The sequence below is a fragment of the Streptomyces cyaneofuscatus genome (assembly GCF_033109485.1).
In the GTDB taxonomy this organism is placed as follows: domain Bacteria; phylum Actinomycetota; class Actinomycetes; order Streptomycetales; family Streptomycetaceae; genus Streptomyces; species Streptomyces cyaneofuscatus.
The window spans coordinates 7,077,413-7,099,332 of record NZ_CP137002.1 but is presented as its reverse complement, the minus strand read 5'-3'; the positions used below and the strand labels follow the sequence as shown (position 1 = coordinate 7,099,332).

Here is a 21,920-nt window from a genome sequence, read left to right as displayed (position 1 = left end):
CCGTGGAGCTCAGTCCTCCGGGAGCTCCACCGGCGCGATCTCGTCGAAGACGTCGCCGGGGCCGGGGTTGGTCGGGTCGGTCGCACCGCCGAACTGGTGCATGACGCCCCACACCGCGTTCAGCGCGGTCTGCACGGCGCCCTCGGCCCAGCCGGCCGTCCAGGAGATGTCGTCGCCCGCGAGGAAGAGGCCCCGCTTGTCGGCGGGCAGCCGGTCCTGCATGAAGTGGGTGAACAGCCGCCGCTGGTAGCGGTAGTGGCCGGGCAGGTTCGCCTTGAACGCGCCCATGAAATACGGCTCGTTCTCCCAGGAGACGGTGACCGGGTTGCCGATGATGTGGCTGCGGATGTCGACGTTCGGGTAGATCTCCCCGAGCGACTTGAGCATGACCTCCATGCGCTCCTGCGGGGAGAGCGGCAGCCACTTCAGGCTGTCGTCGCACCAGGTGTAGGAGAGGCAGATGACGGCGGGCTTGTCCGGGCCGTCGTCCAGGAGGTACGTCCCCCGGGTCATCCGGTCGGTGAGCGTCATCGACATGGTGTCGCGGCCGGTGACGTTGCCCTGGCTGTCGACGGCCTTGTCCTGCCAGAACGGCCGGTCGACGGGGACGAACAGCTTGGACGACTCCATGTAGTGGGTGCGCTCCATCGCCGTCCAGTGGTCGATCGGGAAGAGCGCGTCATCGCAGTCGATCTTGGAGAGCAACAGCCAGGACTGGCCGGTGAAGACGGCCGCCCGGAAGGTGCGGATGTCGCCGGTGGCGTCGGTGACCGTGATGCGGTTGCCGGCCGTACGGGTCAGCCGGGTCACGGCGCCACGCGGCTCGCCGCCGTGCAGGGAGGCCAGCGAGGTGCCCAGCGGCCAGTGGACGATCTTCTGCGGCTCGCGGTCCCACAGGCGCAGCGGGAGCTGCTGGCTGCCGCCGACGATGCCGCGGTGGTGGTCGTCGGCCTCGGTGTAGACGACCCGCAGGATCTCCAGGATGGAGTTGGGGAAGTCGGTGTCCCAGCCGCCGGTGCCGAAGCCGACCTGGCCGAAGATCTCGCGGTGCCGGAAGGACTTGAAGGCCTCGGACTCGCAGAGGAAGCCGTAGAAGGTCTGGTTGTCGAGCCGCTCGACGAGCTGCGACCAGATCTCCCGGATGCGCGGGACGTCGCGCTCGCGCAGCGCCCGGTTCATGTCGGAGAAGTCGGCGCCCTCCTCCAGGCAGGCGTTCCAGGCGTTCGCCACATCGCGGTAGACCTGCGGCAGGTCGTCGATGGTCTCGGCGTAGTGCGACTCGCCCTTGAGGTCGACGACGGTCGAGGGCGTGGCCGGGGAGAGCGGGTTGGGGAAGGCCCGGGTCTCCAGACCGACCAGGTCGATGTAGTGCTGGAGCGCCGTCGAGGACGGCGGGAACCGCATCGCGCCCATCTCGGCGGTGAGCGAGGGGTCGCAGCCGTCGAAGCCGACGGTGCGCAGCCGGCCGCCGATCTGGTCCGCCTCGTAGACGACGGGCTTGAGGCCCATCTTCATCAGCTCGTACGCGGCGATGAGGCCGGAGAGCCCGCCGCCGATGACGGCGACCTCCTGGCCGTGCTCGGTCGCCGGTATCTGGCCGAGGCCGGCCGGGTGGGCGAGGAAGTCGTCGTACGCGTACGGGAAGTCCGGCCCGAACATGGTGATCGGCGGGGCGGCCGCGTCGGTGTGCTGGACGGCGTTGGGCACCGTGGACGTCATGGGGTACGGACTCCTTGCGCGGTACGGAAGTTCGGGGAGGACGCGGGCTCAGGCGAGGGAGCCGTAGAGGCTGGGGCGGCGGTCGCGCAGATACGGGTTGGCGGTGCGCGACGCGGCCAGGAACTCCGGGTCCACCTCGCCGATCACCGTCTCCTCGCCGCGGCCCGCGCGAGTGCGCACGGTGCCGTCGGGGCCGGCCAGGCAGCTCAGCCCGACGAACTCGAACTCGCCTTCCGGGCCGGTGCGGTTGACGTACGCCACGTACATCTGGCTCTCGAAGGCCCGTACGGGGATGACGGACTCGGCGACGAACTGGAACGGGTGCATCTGCGCGGTCGGCACCAGCAGCAGGTCGGTGCCGGCGAGGGCGTGCGCTCGTACGTTCTCCGGGAACTCGACGTCGTAGCAGATCAGCAGGCCGATCCGGAGGCCGTCCAGGTCGGCCTGGACCACGGTCTGCTCGCCGGGGGTGAACCACTCCTGCTCGAAGCAGCCGAAGAGGTGGGTCTTGCGGTAGTTGGCCAGCGACGCCCCGTCGGGGCCGATGAGCTGGGAGGCGTTGAATATCCGCTCGCCGTCGCGCTCCGGGTAGCCGTACAGGACGGCGAGGCCGTGGCGTACGGCGATCTCGGAGACGGCCCGGGCGCCGGGGCCGTCGACGGGCTCGGCCAGCTCGGGGACGGCGTCACCGATGGCGTACCCGGTGAGGAACAGCTCGGGGGCGACCAGCAGCCGGGCGCCCGACGCGCCGGCGCGCGCGGCGGCCTCGTCCAGCACCTTCAGGTTCTCGGCGACGGCACCGGGCCGGCCGGAGCTCTGGAGCAGGGCGGTACGCAACGGCGGCATGGCTGACCTCGGGCGGTGCGGGCGGGGTGGGGAGACGTATCGAAGGTACGTGGCCCGGATCGGCCCGGACAAGGCGCGAGTGTTGCGCACCGACCGTCGATTCGTTGCGCGCTCAGGCGCTGGGACGGCGAAACGTTGCGTCCGACATCACCGCAGGTCAGCGGGGTGATGTGCGCCACCTGTTTCAGGCCGGAGCAGGCCTGAGGGCCTCAGGCCGGCGGGGCCTCCGCCGAGTACCGGCGCAGCAGCGGTGAGAGCACCAGCACCGACTTCGTACGCTCCACGTACGGCTCCCCCGCGATCCGCTCCAGCACCTGCTCGAAGTGGCGCATGTCGGCGGCGAAGACCTGGACCACCGCGTCGGCCTCGCCGGTGACGGTGGAGGCGGCGGCGATCTCCGGATAGCGGGCGAGGCCCTGCTTGATCGCTTCCGGGGAGGTGTTGCGGCTGCAGTAGATCTCGATGAACCCCTCGGTCTCCCAGCCGAGCGCGGCCGGGTCGACGCGCACGGTGAAGCCGGTGATCGCGCCTTCGGCGCGGAGCCGGTCGACGCGGCGTTTCACGGCGGGGGCGGAGAGGCCGACGATCGCGCCGATGTCGGCGTAGGAGCGCCGGGCGTCTTCGGCGAGGGCGTGGACGATGCGTTCGTCGAGGTCGTTCAGGCGCACGTCGGGCGGTTCACTTCTCTGCGGTGGGTCTGGCCGGCGGGAGGCGGCGGGTGTGCCGCCTCCCGCAGTAGACCACGGGCCGCCTCCATGGGCGCGCCCGGCGCAGAGTCAGTGGGGGTCAGAACGGGAACTGCGAGCGGCCGTGCTGGACGGAGATCCACTTCTGGGTGGTGAAGGCCTCCACCATCGACTCGCCGTTCAGCCGGCCGAGGCCCGAGCTCTTCTCGCCGCCGAAGGGGACGATCGGCTCGTCGTGGACGGTGCCGTCGTTGATGTGGATCATGCCGGTGTGGATGCGCTGCCCGACCCGCACGCCGCGCTCGATGTTGCCGGTGTGGACGGCGCCGCTGAGCCCGTACGGGGTGTCGTTGGCGATGCGGACGGCCTCGTCCTCGCCGTCGAAGGGGACGAGCAGGGCGACCGGGCCGAAGATCTCCTGCTGGAGGACGGGCGAGTCGGCGGGGAGGCCGGTCAGTACGGAGGGGCTGACCAGGTTGCCGTCGGCGCGGCCGTGGAGCAGGGCGGTGGCGCCGGACTCGACGGTCTCGTCGACGAGCCGGGAGACGGACTCGGCCTGCGAGGAGTTGATCAGCGGGCCGATCTGGGTGGCCGGGTCGGCCGGGTCGCCGACGGTGAGGGATGCGACCTTGGCGACGAACTTCTCGGTGAACTCCGCCTCGACCGCCCGGTCGACCAGGATGCGGTTGGCGGCCATGCAGACCTGGCCCTGGTGGACGTACCGGCTGAAGACCGCGGCGTCGACCGCGTAGTCCACATCGGCGTCGTCCAGCACGATCAGGGCGCTGTTGCCGCCGAGTTCGAGGACGACACGCTTGAGGTTGGCGGCGCAGACGGTCGCGACGTGCCGGCCGACCTTGTCGGAGCCGGTGAAGGAGATGACCTGCGGTACGGGGTGCTCCAGCAGGGTGTCGCCGATCTCGGCGATGTCGGTGACGACGACGTTGAGGAGCCCGGCGGGCAGCCCGGCGTCCTCGAACACCTTGGCCAGCAGGGTGCCGCCGCAGATCGGGGTGTTCTGGTGCGGCTTGAGGACGACCGCGTTGCCGAGGGCGAGGGCGGGGGCGACGGACTTGAGGGAGAGCAGGAAGGGGAAGTTGAAGGGGCTGATGACGCCGACGACCCCGACGGGCACCCGGTAGACGCGGTTCTCCTTGCCCTCGGTCGGCGAGGGGAGGATCTGGCCGGCCGGGCGCAGGGCGAGCTGGATGGCCTCGCGCAGGAACTCCTTGGCCAGGTGCAGCTCGAAGCCGGCCTTCAGGTGGGTGCCGCCGAGCTCGGCGACGATGGCCTCGGCGATCTCCGGCTCGCGCTCCTCGACGATCCGCAGCGCCTTCTCCAGGACCGTGCGCCGGGCGTACGGGTTGGTGTCGGCCCACGCCTGCTGGGCGCGCTCGGCGGCGCGGTAGGCCTGGTCGACCTCTTCGGCGGTGGCGACGGGGATCGAGGCGAGCTTCTCGCCGTTGAAGGGGTTGAAGTCGATGATGTCCCAGGACCCTTTCCCCGGCCTCCACTCACCGTCGATGTACTGATGGGCCAGGTCAGTGAAGAAGGACATGAGATCCCTTACCGCAGAGAGGCAGGCAGCTGATTGCGCTTCATATTACTTATGTTTCAACAGAGTTGAAGTGGGATAGGGAGCGCATCGGAAGGCCGGGTACGACACCGCCCCTCCCGGCGGGAATCACCGGAAGGGGCGGGGGTGTCACTGGCTCTACGGGATCAACTCCAGCTGGCGTGCAGCGGCTTGCCCTCGGCGTATCCGGCGGCGCTCTGCACGCCGACGACCGCCTTCTCGGCGAACTCCTCCAGGGAGGCCGCGCCCGCGTAGGTGCAGGAGGAGCGGACGCCCGCGATGATCGAGTCGATCAGGTCCTCGACACCCGGGCGGGTCGGGTCGAGGAACATCCGCGAGGTGGAGATGCCCTCCTCGAAGAGCGCCTTGCGGGCCCGGTCGTACGCGGACTCGTCCGAGGTGCGGTTCTTGACCGCGCGCGCGGAGGCCATCCCGAAGGACTCCTTGTAATACCGGCCGTCGGCGGACTGCTGGAGGTCGCCGGGCGACTCGTACGTCCCCGCGAACCAGGAGCCGATCATCACGTTGGACGCGCCGGCGGCGAGCGCCATGGCCACATCGCGCGGGTGGCGGACGCCACCGTCCGCCCAGACGTGCTTGCCGTGCTTCTTCGCCTCGGCGGCGCACTCCAGGACGGCGGAGAACTGCGGCCGGCCGACGCCGGTCATCATCCGGGTGGTGCACATGGCGCCGGGGCCGACGCCGACCTTGATGATGTCGGCGCCCGCCTCGATGAGGTCGCGCACGCCCTCGGCGGCGACGATGTTGCCCGCGACGATCGGGACCTGCGGGTCCAGCGCCCGTACGGCCTTCACCGCGGCGATCATGGACTCCTGGTGGCCGTGGGCGGTGTCCACGACGAGCGTGTCGACGCCCGCGTCCAGGAGCTGCTTGGCCTTGCCGGCCACATCGCCGTTGATGCCGACGGCGGCCGCGATGCGCAGCCGGCCCTGGGCGTCGGTGGCGGGGGTGTAGAGGGTGGCGCGCAGGGCCGCCTTCCGGGTGAGGATGCCGACGAGCCGACCGTCCTGGTCCACGGCGGGGGCGAGCTTGCGGTTGGCGCCGTCGAGCTTGTTGAAGGCGTCGCGCGGGTCGATGTCCGCGTCCAGGACCACCAGGTCCTTGGACATGACCTCGGAGAGCTGGGTGAAGCGGTCGACGCCGGTCAGGTCGTGGTCGGTGACGACGCCGACGGGGCGCCGGTCCTCGTCCACGACGACGCCCGCGCCGTGCGCCCGCTTGGGCAGCAGGGAGAGCGCGTCGGCGACGGTCTGGCCGGGGGCCAGCTCGATCGGGGTGTCCAGGACGAGGTGGCGCGTCTTGACCCAGGTGATGACGTCGGTGACGACCTCGATCGGGATGTCCTGGGGGATGACGACGAGACCACCGCGGCGGGCGATGGTTTCGGCCATCCGGCGGCCCGCGATGGCGGTCATGTTGGCGACCACGAGCGGGATCGTCGTCCCCGTGCCGTCGGGCGAGGAGAGGTCCACGGCCTGGCGGGATCCGACGGCGGAGCGGCCCGGAACCATGAAGACGTCGTCGTACGTGAGGTCGTACGGAACCACGGAGGAGTCTGTGTAGCGACCGGTGCCCGGCTCAAGAAAGCGCATAACACTCATTTTTTCATACGAAACGGTGCAGGTCGTTTCCACGAAGACACAGCAAAAGACCCCCGCGTTCGTCTGTTCCTCCAAAAGCTTCTTGGAGGCCTCCAGGGAGGCGGTCGGGGGGTCCCGGGCAAGTGGAACCTGCCTTACCCACGGACTCTACCCGAACGGGATTCGATTCATTCGTGATCACCATCCCTGGACCCGGTGACAAGGGGTCAGGTAGCTTCAAAGCCGCAGGTCTCGGGGGTGTCCGAGGTGCCGCTCCGGCACATCGGCAGCCCCGGCACACCGTTTGACCGGAGAGGATCCAGATCCGCCTGTGGACAGCGAACTGCCGGACATCTACTGCCCGTTCCCCCAGCGGACGAACCCGCACGTCGGGCACACACGCGGTCACCTGGCCACCTGGATCAGACAGACGGGCCTGGTGCACCGCGAGTCCGCGATGAACCGCTTCGAACAAGCCGATTTCGGCGCGTTCGTCGGCATGGTCTACCCGACGGCCGGACCGGAACACCTCGATCTGGTGGCCGACTGGTTCGTCTGGCTCTTCCTCGTCGACGACCAGCTCGACGACGGCCACCTCGGCCGCTCCCCCGAGCTGGTGCGCGCCGTGGTGGAGCGGATGCGCGCCGTCGTCGACGGCACCGCTCCGGCGCCTGGGCCGGACGAGGACCTCCCGGCCGCCGTGATCGCGCTGATGGACCTGTGGGAACGTACGACGCCGAACGCGGCGCCCCACTGGCGGACCCGGTTCGCCTGGCATCTGATCACCTACCTCACGACGGCCACCACCTGGGAGGCGGGCAACCGCGCCAACGACGTGGTGCCGTCCGAGGAGACGTACATCGCCAAGCGGCGGCACACCGGGGCCATCCATGTCTGCATGGACCTCATAGAGATCGTCACCGGCATCGAGGCTCCGGAGTCGCTCCACAACGACCCTCGGTTCATCACCGCCCTGGAAGCCTCCTGCAACCATGTGTGCTGGGCCAACGACGTCTACTCCTTCGAGAAGGAGCAGGTGCTCGGCGAGATCCACAACCTCGTCCACCTGGTCCGTCACCACCGGGGCCTCGGCGAGCAGCAGGCGCTGGACCATGTCGCGGAGCGGCTGGCGCTGGAGACCGAGCGGTTCCTGACCGCCGAGGACGAGCTGCTGGAGATGTACCCGGAGCTGACCGGCCTGCTGGTGCCCTACCTCGAAGGGATGCGCAGCTGGATGCGCGGGAACCTGGACTGGTCGCGCCAGACCCCGCGCTACAACCCGGCCGACGTGGGCCAGTACGAGGAGCCCCAGGAGTATCTGGAGGAGACCGTGCTGGGCATAGCGCCCGACCACGCGGAGGCTGCGGCGCCGTGCGCGGCGGAGGCCCCGCGGCAGGGCTGAGGCATTACGTGAGCCGGAGCCGAGGCGTTACGTGAGGAGGCCGGGCACCCCTGAGGGTGCCGGCCGGGCACCCCTGAGGGTGCCCGGCCTCCTCACGTGGCCTTCCGTCACTCGCCGTCCGGGTCGGCCCGCTCCAGCGCCGGGCGGACCCCGGCCGGCGACTCGGTGAGCAGGTAGTCGGCCGCGGCGGTGTCCGTCACCAGGCTGGTGACCAGGCCCGAGCGCAGTACGGCGCCGATCGCGGCCGCCTTGCGCAGGCCGCCCGCGATCGCCACCACCTCGGGGATCCGGCGCAGCCGGTCCGCCTCCACGGTGATGCAGCGCTCGCCCAGGTCGCGGCCGACTCTTCGGCCGTCGGAGTCGAAGAGGTGGGCGGACATCTCGGCGGCGACGCCGAGGGAGGCGTAGTGGGCGCGCTCCTCGTCGGAGAGCATGTCGTGGACGGTGGAGATGCCCGGCTCCCAGGAGCCGATGGAGACCGCGGCGACCGTCACCTTGTCGAAGTACTCGAAGGCGCGGGCGATGCCGGTCTGCTCGCGCAGGGCTGCGGCCGTCGCCGGGTCGGGCAGCAGCATCGGGGCGTAGATCGGGTGGGCCTCGCCGCCGGAGACCTGGGCGGCCCGGCGGACCGCCTCGACGGAGCCGCGCTCGGCGGTGCCCGCGTCGTAGACCCCGGTCAGCTGGACGACCGTGCAGGGCGGGAGCCGGTCCAGCGCCGCCGCCATATGGATGGTGGAGCGGCCCCAGGCCAGGCCGAGCACATCGCCCTCGGCCACCAGCTCGCCCAGGAGGTCGGCCGCGACCTCTCCCAGGTTCTCCGGGTCGGGGGCGTCGTCCTGCTCCTCGGCCGGGGACTCGACGACGACCGCGTGGCGCAGCCCGTAGCGGGCCCGGAGCGCGTCGGAGCGTTCGGCGTCCAGCTCGGCCGGTACCCGGATCTCGATCCGTACGAGATCACGCTCCAGGGCCGTCTCCAGGACCCGGGCCACCTTGAAGCGGCTGACGCCGAACTCCTCGGCGATCTGGATCTTGGACTTGCCCTCCAGGTAGAACCGGCGGGCCATGGCCGCCGCCTGCACCAGCTCCGCGGGTCCCATCCGCATGGCTGACCGACCCGCCGAGATGCCAGACACCGCGATCTCCTCACTGCTGTTCACACGCCCGATACGCCTTCATCCTGTCAGATCCGGCGATCCTTGATCGGCCCCGTCGGGCCGCGTTCATCTGCCCTTTGTTCAGTGGCCGCATGCCCAGGGCGCGGCGGCCGTGACCGCCTCCGCCTGCGCCCGCAGACCCCGCACCGCGGCCGCCGGATCCTCGGCCCCGTAGACCGCCGAACCGGCGACGAAGACATCGGCGCCCGCCTCGGCGCACCGCTCGATCGTGGTGGCGGAGACCCCGCCGTCGACCTGGAGCCACAGCTCCAGACCGTGCTTGGAGATCAGCTCCCGGGTGCGGCGGATCTTCGGCAGCATGATGTCCAGGAAGGCCTGGCCGCCGAAGCCCGGCTCCACCGTCATGATCAGCAGCATGTCGAGCTCGGGGAGCAGGTCCTCGTACGGCTCGATGGGCGTCGCGGGCTTGAGTGCCATCGACGCCCGCGCCCCCTTCGCCCGGATCTCGCGCGCGAGGCGCACCGGGGCCGCCGCGGCCTCCACGTGGAAGGTGACCGAGCCGGCGCCCGCCTCCACGTATTGCGGGGCCCAGCGGTCCGGGTCCTCGATCATGAGGTGGCAGTCCAGCGGGGTGTCCGTGGCCTTCCCGAGCGCCTCGACGATCGGCACACCGAGGGTCAGGTTGGGCACGAAGTGGTTGTCCATCACGTCGACATGGAGCCAGTCCGCGCCTTCGACGGCCTTCGCCTCCTCGGCGAGACGCGCGAAATCGGCGGACAGGATGCTGGGGTTGATCTGCGCCATGCCCCAAGCCTGCCACGTTCCGCGCCGGTTCCCCGCCTCGGCGGTCGCCGAAGGCTCACCCGGCCATCACAGTTTGCGCATTCTGCGCATTTTGCCTGTGCTTTGCTTTTACTTTACCTTCCGGGAAGGCCCTCGAAGGCGCTCTGTCGGGGTGATATTCAGCCGGTCCTGCGCAGCAGAGCGAGATACATGGCGTCCGTCCCGTGCAGATGCGGCCAGAGCTGGACGTCCGGCCCGTCGCCGAGTGCGGGCACCCCCGGCATCAGCGGCCGGGCGTCGACCCACTCGGCCTCCACCGGCTCACCGCCACGCCCCTTCAGGACGTCCTCGACGACCACCCGGGTCTCCGCGAGATGCGGCGAGCAGGTCGCGTAGCCGACGACGCCACCGACCCGTACGGCCTTCAACGCCTCGCGCAGCAGCCCGCGTTGGAGCGGAGCAAAGCTCTCCAGATCCTCGGCGCGACGACGCCAGCGGGCCTCCGGGCGGCGGCGCAGCGCGCCCAGACCGGAGCACGGCACGTCCATCAGGATGCGGTCGAAGGTGCCGGGGAGCCACGGCGGGCGGGTGCCGTCGGCGGTGACCACCTGGTACGGCCCCGGGTTGCCGGAGAGAGCCCGCTCGACCAGCCGGGCCCGGTGCGGCTGCTTCTCGGCGGCGAGCAGGGCCGCGCCCCGGTCGGCGGCGAGCGCGGCCAGCAGGGCGGCCTTCCCGCCGGGGCCGGCGCAGCCGTCCAGCCAGCGGGTGTCCCGGCCCTCCACGGGGGCGGCGGCGAGCGCGGCGGCCACCAGCTGGCTGCCCTCGTCCTGGACGCCCGCCCGGCCCTCCTGGACCGCCGTGAGCGCGCCGGGCTCGCCGCCCTCGGCCATCCGGACGGCGTACGGGGACCAGCGGCCCGGCAGCGAGTTCTCGTCGCCGAGCGCCTTGACCAGCTCGTCGGTGGTGGAGCGGCCAGGGCGGGCCACCAGGGTCACCTCGGGCCGCTCGTTGTCGGCCTCCAGCAGGTCCTCGATCCCGGCACGGCCGCCGCCCAGCGCGTCCCAGAGCGCCGAGACGACCCAGCGCGGGTGCGAATGGACGACGGCGAGGTGGTCCTCGGCGTCCTCCTCGTACGAGGGCGCGACCTTCTCCACCCAGCCGTCCAGATCGTGCGCGGTCACCTTGCGCAGCACCGCGTTGACGAACTTCGCCCGCCCCTCGCCCAGCACCACCCGGGCCAGCTCCACACTGGCGGAGACGGCCGCGTGGGTGGGGATGCGGGTGCCCAGCAGCTGGTGGACGCCCATGTTCAGGACGTCCAGGACCGGCGGGTCGACCTCGCGGAGCGGCCGGTCGATGCAGGCCGCCACGATCGCGTCGTACGTGCCCTGGCGACGCAGCGTCCCGTAGACCAGCTCGGTCGCCAGCGCCGCGTCCCGGGCGTCGAAGTCGCCCTTGGCGCGGGCCTTCTTCAGCAGCGGGGGCAGCACGAGATTGGCGTACGCGTCCCGCTCGTCGACGGCCCGCAGCGCCTCGAAGGCGAGGAACCGGACGGGGTCCTTCTGGGGGCGGCGGTGGGGCTTGGCGGGACGGCGACGCGGCTGGTCGTTCACGTGAAAGGTGCTCCGCAGAGGGTGAGGGGGTCGAACCCTCCCAGCGTACGTCGCCGCCCCCGGGCCCTCGTACGAGAGGTTCCCCGGGCGAGGGGTTCTACGACCCCAGCAGCTCGCCGTGGACGATGCGGACGCCGCGCGCCCAGTCGGCGGCCTTCATCGGCTTCTTGCCCTGCGGCTGGACCCAGAGCAGCTCGACGGCGTGCGATCCGGTGCCCACGTACACGTTGTTCTTCGCCGCCGAGAGCTCGCCGGGCGCCAGGTCGGTGCGGTCCAGGACGGGCGTCGCCTGGATGAGCTTGAGCCGCTCGCCCCGGAACAGGGTCCAGGCGCCCGGTGCGGGGGTGCAGCCGCGCACCACACGGTCGACGCGCAGGGCGGGGGCCGACCAGATGATCTGGGCGTCCTCCACGGTGATCTTCGGGGCCAGGGTGACGCCTTCGTGCGGCTGCGGCACGGCGTGCAGGGTGCCGTCCTCGATGCCGTCCATGGTGGCCGCGAGCAGCCCGGCCCCGGCGAAGGCGAGCCGGGTGAGCAGGTCGCCGCTGGTGTCGGTGGGGCGGATCTCCTCGGTGAGGACCCCGTACACCGGGCCGGAGTCGAGACCCTCCTCGATCAGGAAGGTCGAGGCGCCGGTCACCTCGTCCCCGGCCATCAGGGAGTGCTGTACGGGGGCGGCGCCCCGCCAGGCGGGCAGCAGCGAGAAGTGCAGGTTGACCCAGCCGCGGGCGGGCACGTCGAGGGCGACCTTGGGCAGCAGGGCCCCGTAGGCGACGACCGGGCAGCAGTCCGGGGCGATCTCGCGCAGCCGGGCGAGGAACTCCTCATCGCGGGGCTTCGCCGGCTTCAGGACCTCGATCCCGGCCTCCGCCGCCCGCTCGGCCACCGGGCTGGCCACCAGCCGGCGGCCGCGCCCGGCGGGGGCGTCGGGCCGGGTCACGACGGCGGCCACCTCATGGCGGTCGGAGGCGATCAGGGCGTCCAGGGCGGGGACGGCGACCTCGGGGGTGCCGGCGAAGACGAGCTTCATGGGTGGCTGACTGCCTCTCGGGCCAAGACGTACGGTGACGAGCAGCACACCAGTCTAGGGTGCCCGGCCGATCAGGGCCCGGCCGCTCCCTCGCACTCCCTCGTGCGAGGCGGCGGCCCCTTGCGCGGGGGCGGCAACCAGGGGGCGCACGTGCGCCGCGCACGCCCCGTGCATATGCACATACGCCCCGATAGCGTGACCACATACCCGGCTCCGGCGTTGGTCAAAGGAGATTGACCGAAGCGGGCCGCCCCGATGCGGCCCGATCCCTTTCAACGCCGGTTCGAGAGGCTTCTTCATGGCCGACCACGCAACCCACGACGCCCAAGCGCGGGCCAGCCTGCATCTCCTGGTGCGGGACATCGAGCGGGTCCGGCGGCAGGTGGACGCGCTGCGCACACTCACCGCCCAGCTGGGCAACGTCTACCGCCCGCGCCGCTCCGGCCCCTCCGCGGGCTTCGTCGTCTACGGCAGGGCCCCGGCCCCCACCGTCCGCCTCGCCCAGGAGCTGCGGGACAGCGTCGAGACCCTGGTCACCGCGGCGGTGGACTTCGACCGCTCGCTCGGCTTCTCCTGGGACGCGGTGGGCTCGGCCCTGGGCGTCACCAAGCAGGCGGTGCACCGCCGTTACGGAACACGCCGGGCCTCCGCACAGTCAGCGGCCACCGAGACGAACACCGACACCGCGGCGACATCCCGCCCGGTCTCCGTGGGACCCGGCCTGCCGGGGTCGCCCTCCGGCGGCGCCGTCTCCCCGGTGCCCTCCGTGCCCGCGGCCCGCTCGATGCCGCCGCAGCCGTCGGCGGGCCAGCAGCCGGTCCGTGAGGAGCTGCGCCCGGGTGCGTTCCCCGGACCGCGCAACGGCTGACCGCAGGGCCGTACGTACGTGACCGGAGCGGCGGTCTCCCCGGCCCGCCGCCCCTCGCTCCCGCAGCGCACTCACCCGATGTCGGGCGGATCGATCCTGATCCGCACCTGGTCTCCCCCGCCCTTGGCCGTACGCGCCGCCTGTGCCGTCTTCAGCGCACCCGCGAGCGCCGCCCCGCGCCCGGGCACCACCCGGACCAGCACGCGCTCCCAGCTCTCGCCGGGCGGCGCGTCCGAGGGCCTGCGCGGCCGCCCCGGCTCGGCCGACGGGACCGGCACCGGCCCCAGCAGCTCGGCCTCCGGCGGCAGATCGGCAGCCGCCAGGAAGGACGTCAGGGCCTCGGCGGGGCCGGTCACCGACGCCATCCGGGAGACCGGCGGGAAGCGCAGCTCGGCCCGGTCCGCCAGCTCACGCCGGGCGAAACCGGCCGGATCCCAGCGCACCAGCGCCTGCACCGGGCGCAGCGTCGGCTCGGCGACGATCACCACCGTGCCGCCCTCGTCCTGCCCACGTACGAGTGCCCCCGCCGCCGTCCACCGGCGCAGCGCCTCCTCCCCCGCCCGCAGGTCGGGCCTGCCGAGCATGGCCCAGCCGTCAAGCAGCAGCGCGGCCGCATAGCCGCCCTCGGCGACGGGCTCGGCGCCCGGCGTGGAGACGACCAGCGCGGGGGCGGCCGGGACCGCGTCGAGGATGTGGTCGCGCCCCGACGTACGGACGGGCACGGCGGGGAAGGCCCGGCCCAGCTCCTCGGCGGTGCGGCGGGCGCCGACGATCTGGGCGCGCAGCCGGTTGGAGCCGCACTCCGCGCAGTGCCAGGCGCGTTCGGCCTGCCCGCACCAGGCGCAGTTCAGGTCCTGTTGGTCCGGCGCCTCCAGGGGGCCCGCGCAGTGGCGGCAGCGGGCGGGGGTGCGGCAGCGCTCACAGGCGAGGCGGGGGGCGTAACCCCGGCGGGGCACCTGGACCAGCACCGGGCCGCTGCGCAGACCGTCGCGCACCGTCTGCCAGGCGAGGCTGGGCAGGCGGGCGGAGCGGGCGGCGCCGTCCCGGGCCAGCTCGCCGTCCCCGACGGTACGGATCAGGGGCGCGGCCCGCCGCAGCTGCTCCCGGTCGGTGAGGAGGGGCAGCGCCCAGCCGCTCTCCACGAGCTGGGCGGCCTCCACCGTGCAGCTCGTGGAGCCGAGCAGGAAGCCGCACCGGCCTTGGGCGGCCCGCAGCTCCAGCACCTCGCGGACGTGCGGGAAAGGTGCGTTGGTGTCGCTGTGGCTGGAGTCCCCGTCGTCCCAGACGGCGACCAGGCCGAGGTCCCGGACCGGGGCGAACATGGCGGCGCGGGTCCCGACGACCGCCCGCACCGAGCCCCGGCGCACCGCGAGCCACTGGCGGTAGCGCTTCTCGGGGCCGGAGTCGGCGGTGAGCAGGGCGTGCCGGCCCGCACCGAGCACCTCGGTCAGGGCGGCATCGACCCGCCCGGCGACCCGCCCGTCCGGGACGACGACGAGCGCGCCGCGCCCTGAGGAGAGCGTGGCCGCGACGGCTCGGGCGATCTCGGCGGGCCAGTGCGGTCCGGGGAGGGCCGTCCAGACGGCTCGGGGCGCACCCCCCTCAGCCAGGGCGCGGAGGAAGGCGGGGCCCTGTCCGTACCGCTCCCAGGTGCCCGGCTCCGGGGGCGGGGGCGGCGGCAGCGGCTCAGGGGAGGGCTTGGACTCGGCGCGGCCGTTGCGCGGCGGGACGGCGAGCTGGAGGACATCGGCGAGGCTGCCCGCGTACCGGTCGGCCACCGCGCGGGAGAGGGCGAGCAGCTCGGGCCCTAGGACCGGCTCCGGGGAGACCACATAGGCGAGGGCGGCCAGCGTGCCCTGGTAGTCCGACTCGGCGCGGCGCTCGACGATGAACCCGTCAATCAGGCCGCCGCCCTCGCGCCGCCCGCCCTGCACGTTGTGGCGCCCGGCGCCGAACCGCACCCGTACGCGCACGCCCGGCTGGGCGTCGGCGTCCAGCTCCTCGGGGACCGCGTAGTCGAAGAACTGGTCGAGGTGGAGCACGCCCTTGTTGACCAGCACCCGGGCCACCGGCAGCTCCTTGGCGAGCGCGGCACCGCGCCAGGTGCGCGGCTTGGCGCGGGGCACCTTGGCCTGGCGCACGGTCTCCCGGATCAGCGCAAGCTGCTCCGGCGCCCCGGCCCCGGGCTCGGCCGCCCCGGCTCCCGGATCGGCGGACTGCTCGTTCTCGCTGCTCACAGCCAAATTCCTACCAGACGGCACTGACAGCACCGGCCCCGCACGGAGCACACAGAGCAGCGGGGCCCGGCCACCACGTTCGGTGTCCGGGCCCCGCTGTCGTGCACTGTGCTGCTAGAGGCCGGCGGCCGCGCGCAGCGCGTCCACGCGGTCGGTGCGCTCCCAGGTGAAGTCGGGGAGCTCACGGCCGAAGTGCCCGTACGCGGCGGTCTGGGCGTAGATCGGGCGGAGCAGGTCGAGGTCGCGGATGATCGCGGCCGGGCGGAGGTCGAAGACCTCACCGATCGCGTTCTCGATCTTCTCCGTGTCCACGGCGGCGGTGCCGAAGGTCTCGACGAAGAGACCGACCGGCTCGGCCTTGCCGATCGCGTAGGCGACCTGGACCTCGCAGCGGGAGGCGAGCCCGGCGGCCACCACGTTCTTCGCCACCCAGCGCATCGCGTACGCCGCCGAGCGGTCGACCTTGGACGGGTCCTTGCCCGAGAAGGCGCCGCCACCGTGGCGGGCCATGCCGCCGTAGGTGTCGATGATGATCTTGCGGCCGGTGAGGCCGGCGTCGCCCATCGGGCCGCCGATCTCGAAGCGGCCGGTCGGGTTCACCAGGAGGCGATAGCCCTCGGTGTCCAGCTTGATGCCGTCCTCGACGAGCTGCGCGAGCACGTGCTCGACGACGAACTCGCGGATGTCGGGCGCGAGCAGCGAGTCCAGGTCGATGTCGCTGGCGTGCTGCGAGGAGACGACCACGGTGTCCAGGCGGACCGCCTTGTCACCGTCGTACTCGATGGTGACCTGGGTCTTGCCGTCGGGGCGGAGGTAGGGGATGGTCCCGTTCTTCCGCACCTCGGACAGGCGCCGCGAGAGGCGGTGCGCGATGTGGATCGGGAGCGGCATGAGCTCCGGGGTCTCGTCGCAGGCGTACCCGAACATCAGGCCCTGGTCGCCGGCGCCCTGCTTGTCGAGCTCGTCCTCGTCGCCCTCGACCCGCTTCTCGTAGGCGGTGTCGACACCCTGCGCGATGTCCGGCGACTGCGCGCCGATGGAGACCGAGACGCCACAGGAGGCACCGTCGAAGCCCTTTTTGGAGGAGTCGTAGCCGATCTCCAGCACCTTGTTGCGCACGAGGTTGGGGATGTCGGCGTAGGCCTTGGTCGTGACCTCGCCCGCGACATGCACCAGACCGGTGGTGATCAAGGTCTCGACGGCGACGCGCGAGGCGGGGTCGTCGCGCAGGAGCGCGTCGAGAATCGTGTCGCTGATCTGGTCAGCGATCTTGTCGGGGTGACCCTCGGTGACAGATTCCGAGGTGAAGAGACGGCGGGACACATCGCTCCCTGGGGTTGCAGCGGCTGCTGGCTGATCATGGGTGGCACGGCCGAGAGCTGCGCTCGGTACGTACCGTCGACCAGTTTATCGGTCACGCCCGGCGGCCGGGGCAGGTGTCTCGCCCTTTGGAGCGCGACAGCCCGTGACACGGCGGACACCTGAAGGATAATCCACCGTTCCGGACGGTGGTTACATCCCGTTATGAACCACTCTGGCTCGGCCGGAGGGTTGATTGTCACATCTGTGGGAACCTTCCCGAAACCAGATCCCAGACCGTGTCGGCGAGTGCTTCCTTGGGTCCGTACGGCACGGGGGTCTCCGTTCCGTCGGCAGAGAGGACGACCGCCTCGTTCTCCTCGGAGCCGAAGGTCTTGCGCTCCCCCACCTCGTTGACCACGAGCAGATCGCACCCCTTGCGGCGGAGCTTGGCCCGGCCGTTGGCGGGCACGTCGTCGGTCTCGGCGGCGAACCCCACCACGAGCTGCCCCGGCCGGGCACGCTCGGCGGCGACCTCGGCGAGGATGTCGGGGTTGCGGACCAGGGTGACGACGGGCGCCTCCTCGCCGTCCTTCTTCTTGATCTTCCCGGTGGCGTACTCGGCGGGCCGGAAGTCGGCCACGGCCGCCGCCATCACCACGACGTCCGCGTCGGCGGCCGCCTTCAGGACGGCCTCCCGGAGCTGGACCGCCGTACTGATCCGTACGACGTCGGCGCCGGCCGGGTCGGGCAGCCCGGTGTTGGCCTCGATCAGGGTGACGCGGGCGCCCCGGGCCACGGCGGTGCGCGCCAGCGCGTACCCCTGCTTGCCGGAGGACCGGTTGCCGAGGTAGCGCACCGGGTCCAGGGGCTCGCGGGTGCCGCCCGCGCTGATCACCACATGGCGGCCCGCGAGGTCGGGTTCGGCGACTCCGCGCGCCAGCACCCGGCGGCAGACCTCGAAGATCTCACCCGGGTCGGGCAGCCGGCCCTTGCCGGTGTCGACGCCGGTGAGCCGCCCCACGGCGGGCTCGATGACGACGGCGCCCCGGCGGCGGAGGGTCGCCACGTTCTCCTGGGTGGCCGGGTGCTCCCACATCTCGGTGTGCATGGCGGGGGCGAAGACCACCGGACAGCGGGCGGTCAGGAGCGTGTTGGTGAGCAGGTCGTCGGCGAGCCCGTGCGCGGCCTTGGCCAGCATGTCGGCGGTGGCCGGAGCGACGACGACGAGGTCCGCGCCCTGCCCGATCCGTACGTGCGGCACCTCGTGGACGTCGTCCCAGACCTGGTCGGAGACGGGGTGGCCGGAGAGCGCGGACCAGGTGGCGGCGCCGACGAAGTGCAGCGACGAGGCGGTCGGGACGACCCGTACATCGTGCCCGGACTCGGTCAGCCGGCGCAGCAGCTCGCACGCCTTGTAGGCGGCGATGCCGCCGCTGACCCCCAGGACGACCTTCGGCTTGTCCACTGCGTCTCCCCGCACTCGGCAACGTAAGGCAACGTAAGAACGTAGCTCCCATGCTGCCTCACCGCGCGGAGCCTGTTCCCACCCGGTCCCGGACACACCTCAGGCCCGGCGGGCGGGCCGCCGGGCCTGATGGGGGTGCTGAGGTGCTGTCCTGCTACTGCGCGGGGCCCTCGATGGGCTCCGAGGTCAGCAGGCCCGCGTTGATCTCGCGGAGCGCGATCGAGAGCGGCTTCTCGTGCACGTGGGTGTCGACGAGCGGACCGACGTACTCGAGGAGGCCTTCACCGAGCTGCGAGTAGTACGCGTTGATCTGGCGCGCGCGCTTGGCGGCGTAGATCACCAGGCTGTACTTCGAGTCGGTGGCCTCGAGGAGCTCATCAATCGGCGGGTTGATGATGCCCTCGGGCGTGGTGATGGAAGAGGACACTCTCTGCCTTCCGAAGGGGGTGTAGATCAAAGATCCGAGAGATCTGAACGATCGCAGAGATCTAGGCCTGAAGCATCAAGGCTAGCAGCTCGCGGGCGACGTCCTCGACGGAGGTGTTGACGAGCGTCGTATCGAACTCGGCCTCGGCGGCCAGCTCGACCTTCGCGGCGGTGAGCCTGCGCTCGATCACATCGGGCGCCTCGGTGCCCCGGCCGGTGAGCCGGCGCACCAGCTCCTCCCAGCTCGGCGGAGCAAGGAAGACCAGGCGCGCGTCGTCCATCGACTGGCGGACCAGCCGGGCGCCCTGGAGGTCGATCTCCAGCAGGACCGGCTCGCCTGCCTCCAGGCGGTCGAGCACGGCCCGGCGCGGCGTGCCGTAACGGTTGCCCGCGAACTCGGCCCACTCCAGCAGCTCACCGTTGGCGATGAGCTTGTCGAACTCCTCGTCGTCGACGAAGAAGTAGTGCACACCGTTGCGCTCCCCGGGGCGGGGCTTGCGGGTCGTCGCCGACACGGAGAGCCAGACCTCGGGGTGCACGGTGCGCATATGAGCGACGACCGTGCTCTTGCCGACCCCTGAGGGGCCGGAGAGCACGGTCAGCCGCGGACGTACGTCCGGGGGTACGGGGGACGTCCCCCGGGATGTTGCAGCCATGGAGCGATTATCCAGGTTCTCAGGGGTGCCTGAGAACCTCGGGCGGAACGTCAGGCGGGGCTGCCGCCGAACTCGCGCTCCAGGGACGCGATCTGGTTGGAGCCGAGCCCGCGGACCCGGCGGCTTTCGGAGATGCCGAGACGCTCCATGATCTGCTTGGCACGGACCTTGCCGACGCCGGGCAGCGACTCCAACAGGGCGGAGACCTTCATCTTCCCGATGACGTCGTTCTCCTGGCCCTGCTTGATGACCTCGTGGAGGGAGGCGCCGGAGTGCTTGAGTCGATTCTTGACCTCGGCCCGCTCCCGGCGAGCCGCGGCGGCCTTTTCGAGCGCGGCTGCGCGCTGTTCAGGGGTAAGGGGCGGAAGAGCCACGCCTACGTCACCTCGGATGTCGATCTGTCGGATACGGACCGGTGGGGAAGCTGGACGCCCTCCACCAGGTGAGCGACGGACACACTGTGCCCGGCTGCTCTCGACGGAGACTAGCGGCCAGGGCCGCTGTAGTCAGCGAGAACAGACGAAAAGTCCTGGTCAGCCTTGGCCGACCAGGACATTTGCCGCATAACCACCGGGTTTCCGGCCAGTAATTCGTCAAGGACCCGTAAACGTGCCAGGGTCAACTGCCGGAGACGGCGCTGCGGACCTCGTCCGCGAACCGTCCGGCCGCTTCGCGCAGCCCTGACGCGTCCGGACCGTGGCGCAGCACGCCCCGGCTCACGCTCGGCACCACATTGCCGACCGCGTCGCCGAACACCGCCGGAAGATCCGCCGGGGTCGCCCCCTGGGCGCCGATACCGGGCGCGAGGAGCGGTCCGTTGATCGCCAGGTTCACCCCCGCGTCGCCGAGCGTCGCCCCGACCACCGCACCGACCGAGCCGAGCGGGGCCGCGCCCTCGTTCTCGGCCGCCATATGGTCCAGCATCAGCTGGGCCAGCGAGCGGCCGTCGGCGGCGGTGGCGCGCTGGACCTCGGCGCCCTCCGGGTTGGAGGTGAGGGCCAGGACGAAGACGCCGGCGCCGGAGACGGCGGCCGCGTCCAGAGCGGGGCGCAGCGAGCCGAACCCGAGGTACGGGGAGACGGTGACCGCGTCGGAGAAGAGCGGGGAGTCCTTGTCCAGGTAGGTCGCCGCGTAGGCGCCCATCGTGGAGCCGATGTCGCCGCGCTTGGCGTCCATCAGGACCAGCGCCCCGGCGGCCCGGGCCTCCTCGACGGCCTTCTCCAGTACGGCGATGCCGCGCGAGCCGAACCGTTCGAAGAACGCCGACTGCGGCTTGAGGACGGCGACCCGGTCGGCCAGCGCCTCCACGACGGTCCGGGTGAAGCGCTCAAGACCCGCGATGTCGTCGTTCAGCCCCCAGGAGGTGAGCAGGGAGGCGTGCGGGTCGATGCCGACGCAGAGCGGCCCGCGGGTGTCCATGGCGTGGCGCAGCCGCGCGCCGAAGGGTTCGAGGGTCACAGGGCGGCCTTCTTCCGGGTCTCGGCGCCGACGGCCTCGGCGAGGGTGGCGTAGGGGGATGCGGCGAGCCGGGCGGCGAGGCCCTGGTGAATGGCCCGGGCGTAGAAAGGACCCTCGTAGATGAAGGCGCTGTAGCCCTGTACGAGGGTGGCTCCGGCCAGGATGCGCTGCCAGGCGTCCTCGGCGCTCTCGACGCCCCCGACACCCACCAGGGTGATCCGGGCCCCGACACGGGCGTACAGGCGGCTCAGGACCTTCAGGGAGCGCTCCTTGAGGGGTGCCCCGGAGAGCCCACCGGTCTCGGCCACCAACGCCGGGTCGGACTTCAGGCCGAGCCCCTCGCGGGCGATGGTGGTGTTGGTGGCGATGATCCCGTCGAGCCCCAGCTCCACGGCGAGGTCGGCGACCGCGTCCACGTCCTCGTCCGCGAGGTCCGGCGCGATCTTGACGAGCAGCGGTACGCGGCGGGAGGTGACGGTACGGTCGGCGGCCTCGCGGACGGCGGTCAGCAGGGGCCGCAGCGACTCGGTGGCCTGGAGGTTGCGAAGCCCCGGGGTGTTGGGCGAGGAGACGTTGACGACCAGGTAGTCCGCGTGGGCGGCCAGCCGCTCGGTGGACTTCACGTAGTCGGCGGCGGCCTCGGCCTCCGGCACGACCTTGGTCTTGCCGATGTTGACGCCGACCGTGGTGCGGAAGACCGGGTTACGGGAGGCGAGACGGGCGGCGACGGCGGATGAGCCCTCGTTGTTGAAGCCCATGCGGTTGATCAGCGCGCGGTCCGCGACGAGACGGAAGAGGCGCTGCTTGGGATTGCCGGGCTGCGGTTCGCCGGTGACGGTGCCGATCTCGATGTGGTCGAAGCCGAGCATCGCCATGCCGTCGATCGCGACGGCGTTCTTGTCGAAGCCGGCGGCCAGCCCGAAGGGGCCGTGCATCCGGAGGCCGAGCGCCTCGGTGCGCAGCTCCTTGTAGCGGGGCGCGAGGGCGGCGGCGACGAAGGTGCGCAGGACCGGGATGCGGGCGGCGAGGCGGATCCAGCGGAAGGCGGTGTAGTGGGCCTGCTCGGGGTCCATCCGCTTGAAGACCAGCCGGAAGAAGAACTTGTACATGAAGGGATGTCCTCAGGTGCTCGGTGGC

General features: G+C 71.7%; 19 protein-coding genes. 2 read left to right on the top strand and 17 right to left on the bottom strand.

Annotation, left to right across the window (positions count from 1 at the left end; all coding sequences use genetic code 11):
• Positions 1-9 precede the first annotated feature (9 nt).
• The 5 genes from R2B67_RS31380 to R2B67_RS31360 form a co-directional block, all read right to left on the bottom strand.
• On the bottom strand, positions 10-1,719 hold the full coding sequence (locus R2B67_RS31380; RefSeq protein ID WP_317822668.1) for a flavin monoamine oxidase family protein: 1,710 nt from the start codon (positions 1,717-1,719) through the stop codon (positions 10-12).
• 48 nt (positions 1,720-1,767) lie between these two features.
• Entirely contained in the window at positions 1,768-2,565 is a 798-nt protein-coding gene (locus R2B67_RS31375; protein ID WP_317822666.1) for a carbon-nitrogen hydrolase family protein, read from the bottom strand.
• A 209-nt stretch (positions 2,566-2,774) separates the two neighbouring features.
• Positions 2,775-3,233 carry an Lrp/AsnC family transcriptional regulator gene (locus tag R2B67_RS31370; protein ID WP_018512479.1) on the bottom strand — a complete coding sequence of 153 codons (459 nt, stop codon included), beginning with the start codon at positions 3,231-3,233 and terminating at the stop codon, positions 2,775-2,777.
• Between the two features lie 118 nt (positions 3,234-3,351).
• Positions 3,352-4,809, bottom strand: a complete 1,458-nt coding sequence (locus R2B67_RS31365; RefSeq protein ID WP_317822665.1) for an aldehyde dehydrogenase family protein — start codon at positions 4,807-4,809, stop codon at positions 3,352-3,354.
• Between the two features lie 164 nt (positions 4,810-4,973).
• Positions 4,974-6,440: a GuaB1 family IMP dehydrogenase-related protein gene (locus R2B67_RS31360; RefSeq protein ID WP_018512477.1), complete on the bottom strand. Its 1,467-nt coding sequence runs from the start codon at positions 6,438-6,440 to the stop codon at positions 4,974-4,976.
• A 319-nt stretch (positions 6,441-6,759) separates the two neighbouring features.
• Between R2B67_RS31360 and R2B67_RS31355 the strand changes: the two genes are divergently transcribed.
• A complete protein-coding gene (locus R2B67_RS31355) occupies positions 6,760-7,830 on the top strand; it encodes a terpene synthase family protein (protein ID WP_317822663.1) in 1,071 nt (356 codons plus the stop codon).
• A 107-nt stretch (positions 7,831-7,937) separates the two neighbouring features.
• Here the strand turns inward: R2B67_RS31355 and R2B67_RS31350 are convergent, their stop codons facing one another.
• From R2B67_RS31350 to fmt, 4 genes are all read right to left on the bottom strand, one after another.
• On the bottom strand, positions 7,938-8,933 hold the full coding sequence (locus tag R2B67_RS31350; RefSeq protein ID WP_030573030.1) for a sugar-binding transcriptional regulator: 996 nt from the start codon (positions 8,931-8,933) through the stop codon (positions 7,938-7,940).
• Between the two features lie 132 nt (positions 8,934-9,065).
• Positions 9,066-9,749 (bottom strand): ribulose-phosphate 3-epimerase, encoded by a 684-nt coding sequence (gene rpe, locus R2B67_RS31345; protein WP_317822661.1) that lies wholly within the window; start codon positions 9,747-9,749, stop codon positions 9,066-9,068.
• A 158-nt stretch (positions 9,750-9,907) separates the two neighbouring features.
• Entirely contained in the window at positions 9,908-11,341 is a 1,434-nt protein-coding gene (locus tag R2B67_RS31340) for an RsmB/NOP family class I SAM-dependent RNA methyltransferase (RefSeq protein WP_317822660.1), read from the bottom strand.
• A gap of 97 nt (positions 11,342-11,438) precedes the next feature.
• The gene (fmt, locus tag R2B67_RS31335; protein WP_317822658.1) at positions 11,439-12,371 is read right to left on the bottom strand and encodes a methionyl-tRNA formyltransferase; all 933 of its coding nucleotides are present in this window, start codon (positions 12,369-12,371) and stop codon (positions 11,439-11,441) included.
• A gap of 298 nt (positions 12,372-12,669) precedes the next feature.
• Between fmt and R2B67_RS31330 the strand changes: the two genes are divergently transcribed.
• On the top strand, positions 12,670-13,239 hold the full coding sequence (locus R2B67_RS31330) for a hypothetical protein (RefSeq protein ID WP_317822657.1): 570 nt from the start codon (positions 12,670-12,672) through the stop codon (positions 13,237-13,239).
• A gap of 71 nt (positions 13,240-13,310) precedes the next feature.
• On the opposite strand, the gene R2B67_RS31325 is transcribed toward R2B67_RS31330, so the two are convergent.
• The 8 genes from R2B67_RS31325 to R2B67_RS31290 all read right to left on the bottom strand — a co-directional run bounded on the left by R2B67_RS31325 (position 13,311) and on the right by R2B67_RS31290 (position 21,892).
• Positions 13,311-15,476, bottom strand: coding sequence for a primosomal protein N' (locus tag R2B67_RS31325; protein WP_317822656.1), 2,166 nt, complete (start codon positions 15,474-15,476; stop codon positions 13,311-13,313).
• 114 nt (positions 15,477-15,590) lie between these two features.
• Positions 15,591-16,799: a methionine adenosyltransferase gene (metK, locus tag R2B67_RS31320; RefSeq protein ID WP_018512469.1), complete on the bottom strand. Its 1,209-nt coding sequence runs from the start codon at positions 16,797-16,799 to the stop codon at positions 15,591-15,593.
• A 235-nt stretch (positions 16,800-17,034) separates the two neighbouring features.
• The gene (coaBC, locus tag R2B67_RS31315) at positions 17,035-18,243 is read right to left on the bottom strand and encodes a bifunctional phosphopantothenoylcysteine decarboxylase/phosphopantothenate--cysteine ligase CoaBC (protein WP_317822655.1); all 1,209 of its coding nucleotides are present in this window, start codon (positions 18,241-18,243) and stop codon (positions 17,035-17,037) included.
• Between the two features lie 154 nt (positions 18,244-18,397).
• Entirely contained in the window at positions 18,398-18,670 is a 273-nt protein-coding gene (gene rpoZ / locus R2B67_RS31310; RefSeq protein WP_015607348.1) for a DNA-directed RNA polymerase subunit omega, read from the bottom strand.
• A 61-nt stretch (positions 18,671-18,731) separates the two neighbouring features.
• The gene (gene gmk, locus R2B67_RS31305) at positions 18,732-19,325 is read right to left on the bottom strand and encodes a guanylate kinase (protein WP_026241568.1); all 594 of its coding nucleotides are present in this window, start codon (positions 19,323-19,325) and stop codon (positions 18,732-18,734) included.
• Positions 19,326-19,375: 50 nt separating this feature from the next.
• Positions 19,376-19,699, bottom strand: a complete 324-nt coding sequence (locus tag R2B67_RS31300; RefSeq protein WP_003970367.1) for an integration host factor — start codon at positions 19,697-19,699, stop codon at positions 19,376-19,378.
• Positions 19,700-19,943: 244 nt separating this feature from the next.
• Complete coding sequence (pyrF, locus tag R2B67_RS31295; RefSeq protein WP_093692770.1) at positions 19,944-20,783, bottom strand: orotidine-5'-phosphate decarboxylase; 840 nt, start codon at positions 20,781-20,783, stop codon at positions 19,944-19,946.
• On the bottom strand, positions 20,780-21,892 hold the full coding sequence (locus R2B67_RS31290) for a quinone-dependent dihydroorotate dehydrogenase (RefSeq protein WP_317822648.1): 1,113 nt from the start codon (positions 21,890-21,892) through the stop codon (positions 20,780-20,782). The genes pyrF and R2B67_RS31290 overlap by 4 nt, the downstream gene beginning before the upstream one ends.
• Positions 21,893-21,920 lie beyond the last annotated feature (28 nt).